Raw genomic sequence first — 13,808 nt, 5'->3', positions numbered from 1 at the left:
TCAGGCGGCGGGCGTGCCCACCACCGTGAAGTTGCGGGTACGGCCGATGTTGTCGAAGGAGCCGAAGCCGACGCGGCCCGAGCCGAACGTGGTGTCGCGGGCGGTCATCAGCGGGTCGCAGTCGCCGTCCACGTAGACGGCGATCTCGCCGGTGGACGGTACGTGCTTGAGGCGGACGTTGTGCCAGGCCGTGTCGACGATGGCCGGGTTGGCGCCCCGCGAGCGGCCGTTCCACTGGTAGTCGATGCGTTCACGGTCGGCGTTGTCGACCTTGAAGATGCCGTTGTGCGGGTAGATCGTGTTGTCGGTCGACAGGTGGGCGTAGTAGAACTCGGTGTCGGACTTGTAGCCGAACACGATGATGACGTCGCGGTTCGTTATCTCGACCGGTTCGTCCAGGCGCACCTGGGCCGTCACCTCGACGCTGGAGAACGCGGGACCCTTGGTGAGCACCGCGTACTCGAACGGGCGGCGCGGGCCGGGCCGGGCCTCGCCGGCCTCGGCCAGGATGACCTGGCCGTTCTCGAACTTCCACTTCGACGGCGTCACCGGCGCCCAGTTGCCCGCGGCCGCGGTGTTCGTGACCCGGGTGTGGCCGGCCTTCTCGTCGGCGAAGTACGCGGCGTCGGTCACCTTCCAGATCTTGCCGTTGGCCTTGGCCAGGATGTAGAGCTCACCCCGGGCGTCGGTGCCGAAGCGCAGGTCGACGCGGTTGGGGTCGCCGGGCGCGCCCGGCGAGGAGAGGTCCCGCATCCGTACGGACTGGCCCTGGGGCGTGAACAGGTGCAGCCGGTGAATGGTGGCCGGGGCCTGCCCGCGCCGCATCTCGCTCACCTCGGTGTAGAAGACCGTGCCCGCGACGAGGTCGCCGAAGACGTACTTGCCGCGCAGCTTCGGGATGTCGGTGCCGCGGTAGACGAAGCCGCCCGCGACGGCCACGCCGACGTCGTCGGTGCAGTTCCAGCCGGGCGCCGGGTTGTGGTCGTACGAGGCGACCGGATAGGTGTAGCCGTACTTCGCGTCGTCGGCCGGCAGCGGGTAGAGGCGGTCGCAGACGTTCGTGGCGTCGCGGTCGAAGACCAGCCGGCCCTCGCGCTCGCTCCAGCCCATGTTGTCGCCCGCGCGCACCTCGTAGATCGCCTCGGTCGACTTCTCGCCGATGTGCCCGAGGTACATCCGGCCGGTGGCCCGGTCCCAGCTGAACCGGTGCGGGTCACGGAAGCCGATCGCGTAGATCTCCCCGAGCGCCCCCGCGCGCCCCACGAAGGGGTTGTCGGCCGGAATGCCGTACTTGCCGTTGGGGGCGTTGGTGCCGCTCGGGTCGATCCGCAGCAGCTTGCCGTGCGGCAGGGCGAGGTTCTGCGGGTCGGTGTTGCGGAAGCCCTGGCCGCCGTCGCCGACCGCGAGGTAGAGCTTGCCGTACTCGGCCGTGCCCCGGCGCGCGGTCGGATTGAAGTTGATCTCCTGGATGCCGTGGATCTGGCCGGCGAACCCGATGCGCAGGATCTCCCGGTGGGTGCCGGCGAAGGTGCCGGCGGCCGGGTCGGTCGCCGTCCACTCGTTGATGACGCCGTGGAAGAGCGTGTTGGGCTGCTGGTAGTCGGGCACCGCGGTGGTCTGCGCGGCCTGCTCGGTGTGGATCGTGTAGAACAGCCCGTTGCGGCGGAAGTCCGGGTGGAACGTCACGTACCCGAAGCCCTGCCCGAGCCCGCGCCCGGAGAAGAACGACGGGAACTGGGCGCGCACGTCGAGGTAGACGTGCGGCACGCCGTTCTCGACCAGGTAGAGGTTGCCGTTGAGGTCGGGGACGGCGCGGCGGCCGGAGCCGTCCGGCACCTCCAGGATCGTGTTGATCCGGGCGACCCGGTTGAGCCGCTGGTCGGTCAGCGGCGGCACCGTGAACGACTGCGGGAACGACGCGTACTCGGTGAGTTCGAGCCCGAGCGACGAGGTGACCGGCTCGACCGGGATCGGGTCGTCGATCGGCTCGCCGGCCGGAGCGGCCAGCGCCACGGAGGGCGCCGCGAGCAATGTGGACAGTGCGAGCATGCCCGCCAGAAGGAAACGTCTCATGAGTCAGCCCCGTCGGAAGTAGTAGCGGTACTGGGCGGCGACCTCGCGCGCGGACAGCGACCGGTCGAGGAACGCGAGCGCGTCCATCCGGCAGTCGCACGGGTTGCGCTCGACCGTGTTCTGCGGGAAGCTCCCGCCGATCTTGATGCCGCGCGGATCGCTCGCGGTCGTCACGTGCGGGCCCGGCCCGGCGACCAGCCACGGATCGTCGGTGCGGGTGTAGAAGCCCTCGACCGGCTTGCCGTCGCGATACAGCGCCATCGTCCCGGCGTTGAAGTCGAAGGTGGCCGCGAGGTGCACCCACTGGTCCTTGGGCAGCAGCGTCTTCCAGTCCTCGTTCGCGGCGAAGGTCTGCGAGTTGCCGCCGTCGAGGCGCCGGCCGAGCGCGACCAGCCGCAGGGTGCCGTTCACGTCGATCAGTTCCAGCAGGGCCCGGACGCCGTGCCCGTCGGAGTCGCCGGTGAGCAACCCGGCCAGCCCGATCGCGTTGTAGAGATCGGCCGGATCGGCCGTGACCGTGTTCGGCGCCGGGCCGTCCATGGAGCGCTTGAACCAGCCCATGACGGTCGTGCCACCGACCGCGTTGAAGGCTCGCAGCGTCCGCACGCCGGGCTGCGCGTAGATCCCGGCCTTCCAGTCATCATTTCCCGATGAAGCCGGGCTTATCTGGCGGGTCTGCAGCGCCCGGCCGGCGCCGCGGTAGGCCGCGTCACGCACGCGCTGCGCCGCGCCTCCGTTGATCAGCTCGATCTCCGTACCGGAACGGCCTTGATCTTTCTCGAGGGCCGCGTCCCCAGGCACCGGGTGATCGAAATCGTAGAGAGCCACTACTGAGGAGCGTAGGGACGGATGGACGTCATGCGGACCCGGTGCGTCCGCGCTTACAGGTGATCCCGCTGCCACTAGCGCCATTCCCAAAGCGACAGCGATTCCTCCAGTTCGTCTCACAGAGGACGACCTTTCAGATATCCGGCACAGGCTCGGCGGGACGGCCGCCGAGGTAGAGCTCCCCGAGCTGTGGATCGGCCAGAAGCTGCCGGGCAGGCCCGGAGATGTGCACGCGCCCGAGATCGAGCACGCACCCGAGGTCGGCGGTCTCCAGCGCGCGCCGGGCGTTCTGCTCGACCAGCAGCACCGCCGTTCCGGCGTCGCGCATCCGCACGACCTGTTCGAACACCGTGCTGGTCGCCTTGGGGTCCAGTCCCATCGAGGGCTCGTCCAGCAGGACGACCTTCGGATCCACCATCAGCGACCGGGCGAACTCCACCTGTTTCTGCTGCCCGCCGGAGAGCAGCCCGGCGAGCGATCCCCAGCGGTCGGCCACCACCGGGAAGATCTCCTTGACGAAGGCGGCGCGTTCAGCGATCTTGCCCGCGTCCCGCAGGGTGTACGCGCCGAGCAGCACGTTCTCCTCGACGGTCATCTCGCGGAACACGCTGTGTCCCTGCAGGACCAGCGACACTCCGTGCCGGAGCATCTGCTGCGGCCCGGCGCCGGTCACGTCCTTCCCGGCCACGATCACGCGGCCGTCGCGGGGCTTGAGCAGACCGCCGGCCACCTTCAGCACCGTCGACTTGCCGGCGCCGTTCGGCCCGACCAGGCACACGATCGATCCGGCGGGCACCGCGACGCTGAAGCCGCGCAGCACCGGCGCCGCCCGGCCGTAGCCGGCCTGGACATCGACCAGTTCGAATTCGAATTCAGACGCCAAGGTACGCCCCCAGCACGCGTTCATCGGAGCGGATGACCGAGGGCGGTCCCTCCGCGATGGGCCGGCCCCGGTCGAAGACCACAATGTGGTCGCTGATGCTCATGACCAGGTCCATGTTGTGCTCGACGATGACGAAGGTGCGCCCCTCGGCGTTCAGCTGGCGGATCAGGGTGCCGATCCGGTCGAGCAGCGCCGGGTTGACCCCGCCGGCCGGCTCGTCGAGCAGGACCGTCTCGGGCTCGGCCATCAGCACCCCGGCCAGTTCGAGAAGCTTCTGCTGGCCCCAGGACATGTCGCGGGCCTCGCTGCCCGCGAGATGCTCGATGCCGAGCCGGGTCAGCCAGCTCATGGCCTTCTCGATGTCGGCCCGGCTTCCGGCGCTTCGCAGGCCGCCGCGCGGGACGGCCGCGAGCACGTTCTCCAAGGCGGTCATCCGCGGGAACGTGCGGCACAGCTGGAAGGTACGGCCGAGACCGGCCCGGGCGATCCGGTGCGGCGCCTTTCCGGTCAGGTCGCGGCCCCGGTAGGTGACCCGCCCCGAGTCCGGCTTGATCATGCCGGTGACGCAGTTGAAGTAGGTCGTCTTGCCCGAGCCGTTGGGCCCGATCAGGGCGTTGACCTTGCCCTCGTGGAACTCCACGGTGGCGCCGTCGAGCGCGGTGACGCCGCCGAACGCCTTGCGCAGCTCGTGCGTCGCGAGACTCATACCGCCGCCTTTCGCTGCTCGGCCAGTTCGGCTGCTGTCACCTCGCGGATGGAGGAACTCCTCGTACGGCCGAACCGCTTGAAGAGATCACCGATGGCCGGGAGAACGCCGTCGGGCATGAAGAGCACGACCAGCCCCAGCAGCATGCCGGTGGCGACCAGGTGCAGCGGCGTGTCGCCGTACTCGACCTTGAAGTATTCGAGAGCGGTGCCGACCAGGATCGCCCCGGCCACCGGCCCGAACAGGTTGCGTACGCCGCCGAGCAGCGCCATCAGCACGAGATAGGAGCCGGTCAGGATGGAGAACTGAAACACCGGGTCGAGATCGCCGAACCACAGCGCGTACAGGCCACCGGCGAGCGCGGTGAATCCGGCCGAGACGACGAAGACGATCAGTTTGTACGCGAAGGTCGGCGTACCCAGTGCCTCGGCCTTGTCCTCGTCCTCGCGGATCGACTTGAGCCGGAGCCCGAAGCGCGACCGGTCGATCAGCCACCAGGCCAGCACCGCGATCGCCAGCAGCCCGGCGAACAGGTAGTAGAAGACCCGGTGGTGTTCCGGCCGGCTCAGGTCGAACGGCCGTGGCACGACGAGACCGCGCGAGCCGCCGGTGAACGACGCCCAGCTCTGGAAGACCAGCAGCAGGATGAGCACGAGCGCGATCGACACGATGACGAACGAGGCGCCGCGGACCCGCAGGGCGGCCATGCCCAGCGGCACGGCCAGCGCCGCCACGAGCAGGGCGGCCACCGCCAGCGCGGCGAACGAGGGCAGCCCGGCCTTGACGACCAGCAGCGCCGTCGCGTACCCGCCGAGACCGGCCAGGGCGCCGTGCCCGAGCGAGATGTAGCCGGTGAAGCCGCCGACGAAGTTCCACGAGGTGGCCAGAACCGCGTAGTTCAGGACCAGGACACCCGAGGACAGGATGTACGGGTTGGGGGCGACGCTCGGGAACACGAGGATCGCGGCGGCGAGCAGCGCTATCGCCGTACCCATGGCAATTTTCTTAGAAGCGTTGGGCAAGGCGGCCTCCGAAGAATCCCTGCGGCCGGAACGCGAGCGTCGCGAACAGGGCCACGTAGAAGACGGTCTGCGCCCACGTCGTGCCCATCGGGATCTGCAGCAGGCTCTGCGCCATCCCGAGGACCATCGCCGCGGCCGCCGCGCCGGGCACGCTGCCCAGGCCGCCGACCACGATGATGGCCATCAGCGGGCCGATCCAGTGCCAGTGCAGCGACGGGTAGATGGTGGTGTCGAGCGACAGCGCCGTGCCGCCGATCGCCGCGGTGGCCAGGCCGATGCCGAAGCCGTAGCCGGCCACCCGCTCGGTGTCGATGCCCAGCAGCCGGGCCGCGTCACGATGCTGGATGGTCGCCCGCAGCGCCCATCCGAACCGGGTGCGCTTCATCAGGACGTACAGCCCGGAAAGCGCCACGACGGCCAGGACGAACGCGATCAGCTTGACCACCGCGACCCGGGCCCCGAAGATCTCGAGACTGGCCGAGCTGTAGCCGAGCTGGATCCGGCGCTGCGTGCCGGTGAAGGCGTAGCCGAGCAGGCCCTCGACGGTCAGCGCGATGGCGAAGGTCAACAGCACCGACATCATGGTGAGGGTGGCCGGCCGGAGCCGGGTCAGCAGCAGGCGCTGCAGCCCGACACCGGCCGCGAAGAACAGCGGAACCGTGACCACCATCGACAGCAGCGGGTCGATGCCGACCCGGTCGTGCATCCACCAGGCCAGATAGGCGGCCAGGATGAGGAACGCCGAGTGGGCGATCATCACGACCCGCATGATGCCGAAGTAGAGCGTCAGCCCGGAGGCGAGCAGGGCGTACAGGCCGCCGAGCAGCAGGCCGAGCAGGATGCTCTGGAAGAGGAGCATCGTGGTCACCAGGCCGGTTTCGGGTAGACGAAGTCGGCCTCCTTGACGTCCGCGGGCAGGACGATCTTGATGTCGCCGTCCACCCACTGCTGGATCATGTGGGCGCCCTGCGGCTTGCCGGTGGCGTCCCAGCTCAGCGGGCCGACGACGGTGTCCACCTTGTTCGAGTGCAGCCAGTCGACCAGCTTCTTCTGACACTCGCCCTGCTCGGCGCAGCCGGCGGCGGTGACCGCGGCCGCGACGACCTGGCCCGTCGTGTAGCCGTTGGCCTGATCCTCCTCGGGCGCCTTGCCGAACTGCGCCTTGAACTTCTCGACGAACTCCTTGTTGCTTTCGTACGGGGCGTCCTGGCTGTACCCGGTCGGCGACAGGATACCGGTGGTCTTGTTGCCGATCGCCTTGGCGAACTCGGGGTTCGTCGGAGCCGTCGAGAACGCGGCCAGCTTGGGCTGATAGCCCAGCTGCTGCAGCGCGACGATCAGGTTGACGCCGTCCTGGTACTGCGAGCCGCCCACGAGCACGTCGGCCTTGGCCGCCGCCACCTTGGCCGCGATGCCGCTGAAGTCGGTGGTGTTCGGCGGGTAGACCTCGTTCACGACGGTCTTGACGCCGCCGGCTTCGAGCTTTTCCTTGAGGCCGTACGCCGTACCCTGCGCGAACGGGTCGTCCATGGCCGCGTAGGCGGCTGTCTTGGGACGCTGGTCGGGCGGCAGGGCCAGGATGTGCTCGGCCAGGTGGTTGTAGTGGTCGTTGGCGACGGCCGGGGCGGCGTAGAACAGGTTTTTGAAGCCCTGCTCGAAGACCTCCTTGGCGGCGCCGGCGGGCTCGACGAAAAGCATGTCGTACTCCTCGGCGACGCGGGCCGAGGGCACCACCAGGCGGGTGGAGAACGGGCCCACGACCAGGTCGACCTGGTCCTTGCCGATCAGCTGCTCGTAGTCGGCGACGACCCGGTCGGCGTTGGACTGGTCGTCCAGGATCTTCAGCTCGACCTGGCGGCCGAGCAGGCCACCCTTGTCGTTGACCACCTTGGCCCAGGCCTCGTAGCCCTCCTGCACACCCTTGCCGGGCTCGGAGAAGTCGCCGGTCAGCGGGAGGGAGACACCCACGACGATGGGATCGCTGCCGCCCTTGCTTCCTTGATCATCTCCGGAACATCCGGCCGCTCCCACGGCCAGGGCGAACACGGCGGTTGCGGTAGTCATGGCGCGGAAAGAATTTATCGGCATCCTCGGACGCTCCTCTGCACCGAGTACGAAAGCGCTTCCGAAAGCGCTTACGTACGCTAACCTGTGCCATAGATCACTGGCAATAGCTGGGGAGTTGACGATGCCGAAACCAGGCCCCGGGCTTCGCCTCATCGATGTCGCGCAACGAGCGGGCGTCTCCCTCGCGACCGCGTCCCGCGCCCTGTCCGGGCGCGACGGCGTCAGCGAGGAGGTGGCCAACCGGGTCCGGCAGGTGTCACTCGAGATGGGGTACGTCGCCAATCCGTACGCGCGCACCCTGGCCGGCGGCGCCAGCTCGACCGTCGGCCTGGTCGTCCACCAGGTCGACGACCCGTACTTCTCCGAGATCGCCGGCGGCGTCATCCAGCTGGCCGGCGAACAGAGCCTGCTCGTGCAGATCTGCCACTCCGGCCGCGACCCCGCCCACGAGCTGCGCCAGATCCGCAGCCTCATCGCCCAGCGGGTCGGCATCATCATCGTGGCCGGCTCCGGATACAGCGACCCCCAGGTGGAGTCGCAGTCCCGCTCGGTGCTGGAGGGTTACGAGCGTGACGGCGGCCGGCTGGCGGTGATCGGCCGGCACAGCCTGAGCGCCGACGCGGTGCTGCCGGACAACGAGGCGGGCGGGTTCGCGCTGGGCGAGCACCTGATCGGCCTGGGCCACCGCCACATCGCCGTCGTGGCCGGCACGGTCGCCCTGACCACGGTCACCGACCGCATGGCCGGGGTGGCGGCGGCGATGCGAGCACACGGCCTGGACCCGGCGGCGATGCCGGTACTGCACACCGACTTCATCCGCGAGGGCGGCCGGGTGGCGACCGAACAGATCCTCCGCGACCATCCGTCGACCACGGCGATCATCGCCCTGAACGACGCGATGGCCATGGGCGTGCTGTCCTCCCTGCGGGAACACCACATCCCGGTCCCGTCCCGCATGTCGGTGGTCGGCTTCGACGACGTCTCGGTGGCGGCCGACCTGGCCCCGAGCCTGACCACGATCCGCCTCCCCATGACCGACATGGGCCGAATGGCGCTGGACCTGGCCCTCAAGCCACGGGCGGCCCGCCCCCGCCGCCGCCGAACCGGCCACCAGCTGATAGTCCGCGACTCCACCGGCCCGGCCGCCGCCCAATGACCTCGCCAACTCCGGCCTTCCAGGCGGCCCCTCACCCTATGAGCTCCTCCATCCCGGCCTTCCGGACGGCCCCTCACCCGGATGCCGCCCTATGACCTCCTTCGTCCTGGCCGGCTTCGGCTTCCGGGCTGCCACCTACTACCGGCTGGCGCAAGCATTGCCGGGCCTCGAATGCGTAGGCGCGGTCGTGCGGACATCCCGCCCGATGCCGCTGCCCACCTTCACGTCGCTGGCGGAGTGCGTACGCCAGACCCATCCCGACTTCCTGGTCACGGCGGTCCCGCCTTCCGCGAACCCCACCTTCATCCTCGAAGCCATAGCGCTGAATCTCCCGGTCCTGGCCGAAACTCCACCGGCCAACCCCGCACCCCAATTCACCGCGCCAACCTCGATCACCACGCCATCCTCGGCCACTGCGCTGCATTCGCTGGCGGCAGGACTCCCCCCGAAGGACTTTTCCGATATTTCGGCCTTGACGAGTCGGCGAGAGCCGTGGACGACGGTTAGCGAATCCGGCTCGCCGGGCTCGCCAGAGCCGGAAACAGTGGGCGACAAATCCGATCTGTCCGGTCTGTGGGCGCCGGAAACAGGGAGCGGCAAATCGGGCCTGCCGGCTCTGCGAGCACCCGGGACGGCGAGCGGCGAAAATGGCCCGCCGGGTCTGCGGACGTCGGGGACGGCGAGCGGCGAAAATGGGGCGGCGGGCGGTGAATACGGCTTGGCGGGGCTGCGGGCGCTGTGGGCGGCAGTCGGGGACTCCGGGATGGTGCAAGTCGCCGAGCAATATCTTCTTATGCCGTCGCATGCTGCTCGGCTTGCCGCGGTGCGTTCGGGCATCATCGGGGCCGCCACGCAGGTGCACGTCTCCTCCACTCAGCAACACCATGCGATTTCCCTCATCCGCGGGATGCTGGGGGTGGGACGCGCGGTGGCCACCGTGCGGGCCGTGCGTACCACCGCGCCTCTGCTCGCGCCGCTCGATCGGTCCGGGTGGACTGATGATCCGCTGCCTAGGGCGGCCACCACCACGATCGCCACTGTCGACTTTGGCGACGGTCGTTCCGCTGTCTACGACTTCACCAGCGGGCAGACCCGCAATCTGCTGCGCCACCGGCGGCTGCTGGTCCGGGGCACGCACGGCGAGCTCCACGACGACGACATCGTTCACATGCCGGCGCCGCGCACGATCGCCCGCACCCCGCTGATCCGCCGCCAGAGCGGGCACGATCTCGACCTCAACGGCTTCGACACCGAGACGATTCTCTGCGGCGATCGGGTTCTCTACCGCAACCCCTATCCCGGTCACCGTTTCAACGACGACGAGATCGCCACCGCGACCCTGCTGGACGCGATGGCCGCCTGGGTCCGGGGTGAGGGCCCACCCCCGTACCCGCTGGCCGAGGGTCTTCAGGATCAGGCTTTGGCGCTGGCCGTCGAGGAGGCCGCCGGCGCCGGGCGCGAGGTGGTCACCGCGGCCGAGGCTTGGACCTGACGAGAACGGGCCGGGAAAACGACGACGGCCGGGTCCCGTCGGGGCCGGCCGTCGTGCGTACGGAAGTCAGAGCGGGCGGATGTTCTCCGCCTGGGGGCCCTTGGCGCCCTGGGCGACGTCGAACTCGACGCGCTGGTTCTCCTCGAGGCTGCGGAAGCCGGACGTCTGGATCGCCGAGAAGTGGGCGAAGACGTCGGAGCCGCCGCCGTCCTGGGTGATGAAGCCGAAGCCCTTGTCGCCGTTGAACCACTTGACGGTGCCGGTAGCCATGATCTTTTCTCCCTGCGGGCATGGATGATGCGAAGGGTCACCGAATTGATCACGCCGGCGAAAGAATGAAAAGAAAACGCCTACGGGAAATCAAGTCCGCAACGCGGGCCACGCTAGCACAGAAAACAATTTCAGTCCGTCGTACGGCGCTCGGCGGCGGCCGCCAAGTCGGCCAGGTCGATGCGCAGGGTGGCCAGCAGACCGCCGTGACGTGTGGAGTCGACCTCGTCCGGCAACTGCTCCTCGACGAACTCGGCCCGCCTGGCCTGGCCGCGCCGCCGCAGCTCATCGACGATGAGCTGCCTTGCAACGATCATTTCTTCCTCGATTTCCGGAGGGTTCCAGCATGGTGGTTCCCGTCTGCGGCGACCGCTGCATCAGTCGGCCACCGCAGACGGAAGAAATGAGACGCCGACCGTAGCACGAATCGGCAACGCGAAACGATTTCAGGACCACCGGAATCATCAGACGGAAAAAAGCGCTCAGGCCGCCACCGCCCGGGCCGCGGTCGCCGGGGTGGCCGCCACGAAATCGAGCACGCCCTCGGCGAAGCGCTCCGGTTCCTCGATGTGGCCGAGGTGGCCGCTGCGGGCCAGGAGCAGCAGACGGGCGTACGGAATGAGCGAATGCAATTCCCGGGCCCAGCGGGTGCCGCCGATGATGTCGTACATGCCGGCCGTCACCAGCGTCGGCACCCGCAGGCCGGGCAGGTCGGCGCGGTCGTCGACCGGCTCCGGCGCCGACAGGTACGAGCGGCGGATCTTCGGGCGCAGGCCGGCCAGTTCGTCGCGGCGGGCCCAGTAGTGCGCGAACTGGCTGGGCAGCGCGTCGCGGGTGGCCGCGGTCAGCGCGCGGTCGTCGGCCGCGTCCTGGATGGCGTGCAGGGCGTCGAGCACGGCCGGCAGGGCCGGGTTCCACTGGTTGCGCCGGACGAAACGCTCGAGCTGGTGACGGGTCTCGGTGGCCTGTTCCTCTCCGGTGACCGGCGAGCTCATGTGCAGGATCAGCCCGGCCAGGCGTTCGGGCCGGCGCAGCGCGTAGTACTGGGCGACCAGGCCGCCGTGGCAGTGGCCGAGCAGGTGCACCCGGTCGCGGCCGAGACGGTCGAGGATCCGGTCGAGCGCCTCGGCGTACACGGGCCGGGTGTAACCGTCCGGATGCGACGGCAGCCGGCCCGAGGCGCCGGTGCCGAGCGGCTCCACGTAGACGACCCGGACGCGCCGCTCGACCGCCGGCATCCGCAGGTACTCCCAGGACAGTCCCGGGCCGCCCGGGACGGCCACGCAGACCTCCGTGCCGCTGCCGCGGACGTGGTAGCGCTGCGCGACGCCGTTGACGTCGATCTCATGTGTGCCGATCCGCAGAGGGTTCCTGCTGCGGTCCGCGCGAAGGTGAATTACCACGGTCGATCCCCCCAGATGCCGTTGGCGTCGTTGTCCCTAACGTTCGCGCGGCCAGGGTGTTCACCGAACCCGTGCAAGACCCTGGCTCACCACCGGGCGGCCCCACCAGGGGGTCCCGGGTGGTCCCGGGCCGCCTCGGTGATCGCCCACGCGGCGTTGACCAGGCCGATGTGGCTGAAGGCCTGCGGAAAGTTCCCGAGCAGATCACCGGTGCCGGGGTCCACCTCCTCGGCCAGAAGATCCACATCGTTGCGGTGGGCGGCTGCCCGTTCGAACACCTCGCGTGCCCGTTCCTGCTCGCCGGCCAGGGCCAGGGCCTGCGCCAGCCAGAAGGTGCAGAGCAGGAAGGTGCCCTCGCCGCCGTCGAGGCCGTCGGCGCCCCGATAACGGTAGATCAGGCCGCGCGGGTCGGCGAGGTTCTCGGCGACGGCGTCGACGGTGGCGCGTACGCGCGGGTCGGTGGCCGGCAGGAAGCCGACGATCGGCAGCATGAGCAGCGAGGCGTCGAGATCGTCCGATCCGAAGGACTGGGTGAAGGCGCCGGTCGCCGCCGACCAGCCCTCCCGGAGGACGGTCGCGTGGATCTCGTCGCGAGCATCCCGCCAGTGGCCCGGGTCGTCGAAGAGACGAAGGGCGCGATCGAGGGCGACCCAGCACATCACCTTCGAGTAGACGAAGTGGCGCGGCTGACCGCGTACCTCCCAGATCCCTTGATCCGGCTCGCGCCAGCGGGCCGCGGCCGTGTCGGCCAGCGTGATCAGGAAGCGGCGCACGTCCTCGTCGATCTCGGTGATCTGGCCCTTCAGCTTCAGCGCGGCGCCCAGCAGCTCACCGTAGACGTCGATCTGCTGCTGCTCCCAGGCGCCGTTGCCGACCCGCACGGGCCGGCTGTCGCGCCATCCGCGCAGATGGCCGAGGGTGCGTTCGGTCAGGTCGTGTTCGCCGCCGACGCCGAACATGATCTGCAACGGCATCGGGGCGCCGGCCGCGGCCGTGGTCATGAAGGCGAAGAAGTCGCCGGCCTCGTCGGGGCAGGCGGCCACCCACAGCGCCTCCATGGTGAAGCTGGCATCGCGCACCCACGAATAGCGGTAGTCCCAGTTGCGCCCGCCGCCGGGGGCCTCGGGCAGCGACGTGGTCGCGGCGGCCACGATCGCTCCGCTCGGCCGGTAGGTGAGGGCCTGCAGCACCCGGCCGCTGTGCCGCACCAGGTCACGCCACGGCCCGTCGTACGTCTGGTGGATCGCCGACCAGGACCGCCACGCCTCGACGGTGTCGGCCAGCCGCCGGGTCAGTTCCGCCTGCGGCCACACGTGCGCCGGCGTCTCCTCCAGCGTCGACCGGTGCAGGGCGAAGACCAGGGTCTGCCCCGCGCTGAGCGAGACGCTCGCGGTTGCCGTCGATTCGTTCAGTTCCGGCCGTACGGGCGTGGTCAGCACCAGCCATTCGGCGCCGCCGCGCGCGGTGACGCCACCCTCGGCGTACCCCAGCAGGGGTTGCAGGAGCCCGTACTCGGGGCGCGGCCGGTAGGTCATGGCGAGCGTGACCTCGCCCGAGACTCCGGTGACGGACCGGATGAGCAGATGGGGCGATCCTCGGCCCAGCTCGTGTCCGCGGTTGCCGTCACCCATGGCCAGGGCCTCGGTGACCCGGACCACCCCGGTGGCCGTGCGGAACTCGGTCTCCAGGACCAGCGAGTCGTCCAGGTAGCGCCGGCTCGACTCGTACTGCGCGACGGGTGTCAAAGACCAGTGACCTGCGGTTTCATCCAACAGGCGGCCGAAGACCGAGGGGCTGTCGAAGCGCGGGAAACACAGCCAGTCGACCGAGCCGGCGTCGGTGACCAGGGCGGCCGAATGGCAGTCGGACAACAGGGCGTGCGCGGCGATCGGGACACTGCTCATGCCT

13 protein-coding genes are annotated in these 13,808 nt (G+C 69.6%); 2 read left to right on the top strand and 11 right to left on the bottom strand.

All coding sequences use genetic code 11. The features are described 5' to 3' along the window. The 7 genes from ACGFJ7_RS22495 to ACGFJ7_RS22465 all read right to left on the bottom strand — a co-directional run bounded on the left by ACGFJ7_RS22495 (position 1) and on the right by ACGFJ7_RS22465 (position 7,576). The gene (locus ACGFJ7_RS22495; protein WP_360258834.1) at positions 1 to 2,073 is read right to left on the bottom strand and encodes a PQQ-dependent sugar dehydrogenase; all 2,073 of its coding nucleotides are present in this window, start codon (positions 2,071 to 2,073) and stop codon (positions 1 to 3) included. A gap of 3 nt (positions 2,074 to 2,076) precedes the next feature. Then, positions 2,077 to 2,901 (bottom strand): LamG-like jellyroll fold domain-containing protein, encoded by an 825-nt coding sequence (locus ACGFJ7_RS22490; RefSeq protein WP_392643554.1) that lies wholly within the window; start codon positions 2,899 to 2,901, stop codon positions 2,077 to 2,079. Positions 2,902 to 3,034: 133 nt separating this feature from the next. Beyond that, the gene (locus ACGFJ7_RS22485) at positions 3,035 to 3,784 is read right to left on the bottom strand and encodes an ABC transporter ATP-binding protein (protein ID WP_360258840.1); all 750 of its coding nucleotides are present in this window, start codon (positions 3,782 to 3,784) and stop codon (positions 3,035 to 3,037) included. Next, on the bottom strand, positions 3,774 to 4,490 hold the full coding sequence (locus tag ACGFJ7_RS22480) for an ABC transporter ATP-binding protein (RefSeq protein ID WP_392643552.1): 717 nt from the start codon (positions 4,488 to 4,490) through the stop codon (positions 3,774 to 3,776). Before ACGFJ7_RS22480 ends, ACGFJ7_RS22485 begins: the two co-directional genes overlap by 11 nt. Further along, positions 4,487 to 5,485 carry a branched-chain amino acid ABC transporter permease gene (locus ACGFJ7_RS22475; protein WP_392643550.1) on the bottom strand — a complete coding sequence of 333 codons (999 nt, stop codon included), beginning with the start codon at positions 5,483 to 5,485 and terminating at the stop codon, positions 4,487 to 4,489. Before ACGFJ7_RS22475 ends, ACGFJ7_RS22480 begins: the two co-directional genes overlap by 4 nt. 10 nt (positions 5,486 to 5,495) lie before the next feature. After that, positions 5,496 to 6,371: a branched-chain amino acid ABC transporter permease gene (locus tag ACGFJ7_RS22470; RefSeq protein ID WP_360258950.1), complete on the bottom strand. Its 876-nt coding sequence runs from the start codon at positions 6,369 to 6,371 to the stop codon at positions 5,496 to 5,498. A 5-nt stretch (positions 6,372 to 6,376) separates the two neighbouring features. Further along, a complete protein-coding gene (locus ACGFJ7_RS22465; protein WP_360258849.1) occupies positions 6,377 to 7,576 on the bottom strand; it encodes an amino acid ABC transporter substrate-binding protein in 1,200 nt (399 codons plus the stop codon). Positions 7,577 to 7,700: 124 nt separating this feature from the next. Here ACGFJ7_RS22465 and ACGFJ7_RS22460 point away from each other — a divergent pair, with 124 nt between their 5' ends. Both ACGFJ7_RS22460 and ACGFJ7_RS22455 read left to right on the top strand, forming a co-directional pair. After that, entirely contained in the window at positions 7,701 to 8,735 is a 1,035-nt protein-coding gene (locus ACGFJ7_RS22460; RefSeq protein WP_392643548.1) for a LacI family DNA-binding transcriptional regulator, read from the top strand. Positions 8,736 to 8,826: 91 nt separating this feature from the next. Next, a complete protein-coding gene (locus tag ACGFJ7_RS22455) occupies positions 8,827 to 10,227 on the top strand; it encodes a gfo/Idh/MocA family oxidoreductase (RefSeq protein WP_392643546.1) in 1,401 nt (466 codons plus the stop codon). A gap of 66 nt (positions 10,228 to 10,293) precedes the next feature. On the opposite strand, the gene ACGFJ7_RS22450 is transcribed toward ACGFJ7_RS22455, so the two are convergent. The 4 genes from ACGFJ7_RS22450 to ACGFJ7_RS22435 form a co-directional block, all read right to left on the bottom strand. Continuing rightward, complete coding sequence (locus ACGFJ7_RS22450) at positions 10,294 to 10,497, bottom strand: cold-shock protein (RefSeq protein ID WP_360258861.1); 204 nt, start codon at positions 10,495 to 10,497, stop codon at positions 10,294 to 10,296. Positions 10,498 to 10,628: 131 nt separating this feature from the next. Continuing rightward, positions 10,629 to 10,814 (bottom strand): hypothetical protein, encoded by a 186-nt coding sequence (locus ACGFJ7_RS22445; RefSeq protein ID WP_360258864.1) that lies wholly within the window; start codon positions 10,812 to 10,814, stop codon positions 10,629 to 10,631. A gap of 165 nt (positions 10,815 to 10,979) precedes the next feature. Next, positions 10,980 to 11,900, bottom strand: coding sequence for an alpha/beta hydrolase (locus tag ACGFJ7_RS22440; protein ID WP_360258867.1), 921 nt, complete (start codon positions 11,898 to 11,900; stop codon positions 10,980 to 10,982). A gap of 86 nt (positions 11,901 to 11,986) precedes the next feature. Next, the gene (locus ACGFJ7_RS22435) at positions 11,987 to 13,804 is read right to left on the bottom strand and encodes a glycoside hydrolase family 15 protein (RefSeq protein ID WP_360258870.1); all 1,818 of its coding nucleotides are present in this window, start codon (positions 13,802 to 13,804) and stop codon (positions 11,987 to 11,989) included. Positions 13,805 to 13,808: the final 4 nt, after the last annotated feature.

Origin of the sequence: Actinoplanes sp. NPDC048988 (genome assembly GCF_043197815.1) — a bacterium.
GTDB lineage: Bacteria > Actinomycetota > Actinomycetes > Mycobacteriales > Micromonosporaceae > Actinoplanes.
This window is presented reverse-complemented; position numbering and strand designations above follow the sequence as displayed.

Coding starts and splice junctions, on each gene's coding strand:
- ACGFJ7_RS22435 (WP_360258870.1), bottom strand. CDS start 13,804: ATGAGCAGTGTCCCGATCGCCGCGCACGCCCTGTTGTCCGACTGCCAT.
- ACGFJ7_RS22465 (WP_360258849.1), bottom strand. CDS start 7,576: ATGACTACCGCAACCGCCGTGTTCGCCCTGGCCGTGGGAGCGGCCGGA.
- ACGFJ7_RS22475 (WP_392643550.1), bottom strand. CDS start 5,485: ATGGGTACGGCGATAGCGCTGCTCGCCGCCGCGATCCTCGTGTTCCCG.
- ACGFJ7_RS22460 (WP_392643548.1), top strand. CDS start 7,701: ATGCCGAAACCAGGCCCCGGGCTTCGCCTCATCGATGTCGCGCAACGA.
- ACGFJ7_RS22455 (WP_392643546.1), top strand. CDS start 8,827: ATGACCTCCTTCGTCCTGGCCGGCTTCGGCTTCCGGGCTGCCACCTAC.
- ACGFJ7_RS22470 (WP_360258950.1), bottom strand. CDS start 6,371: ATGCTCCTCTTCCAGAGCATCCTGCTCGGCCTGCTGCTCGGCGGCCTG.
- ACGFJ7_RS22445 (WP_360258864.1), bottom strand. CDS start 10,814: ATGATCGTTGCAAGGCAGCTCATCGTCGATGAGCTGCGGCGGCGCGGC.
- ACGFJ7_RS22495 (WP_360258834.1), bottom strand. CDS start 2,073: ATGAGACGTTTCCTTCTGGCGGGCATGCTCGCACTGTCCACATTGCTC.
- ACGFJ7_RS22480 (WP_392643552.1), bottom strand. CDS start 4,490: ATGAGTCTCGCGACGCACGAGCTGCGCAAGGCGTTCGGCGGCGTCACC.
- ACGFJ7_RS22450 (WP_360258861.1), bottom strand. CDS start 10,497: ATGGCTACCGGCACCGTCAAGTGGTTCAACGGCGACAAGGGCTTCGGC.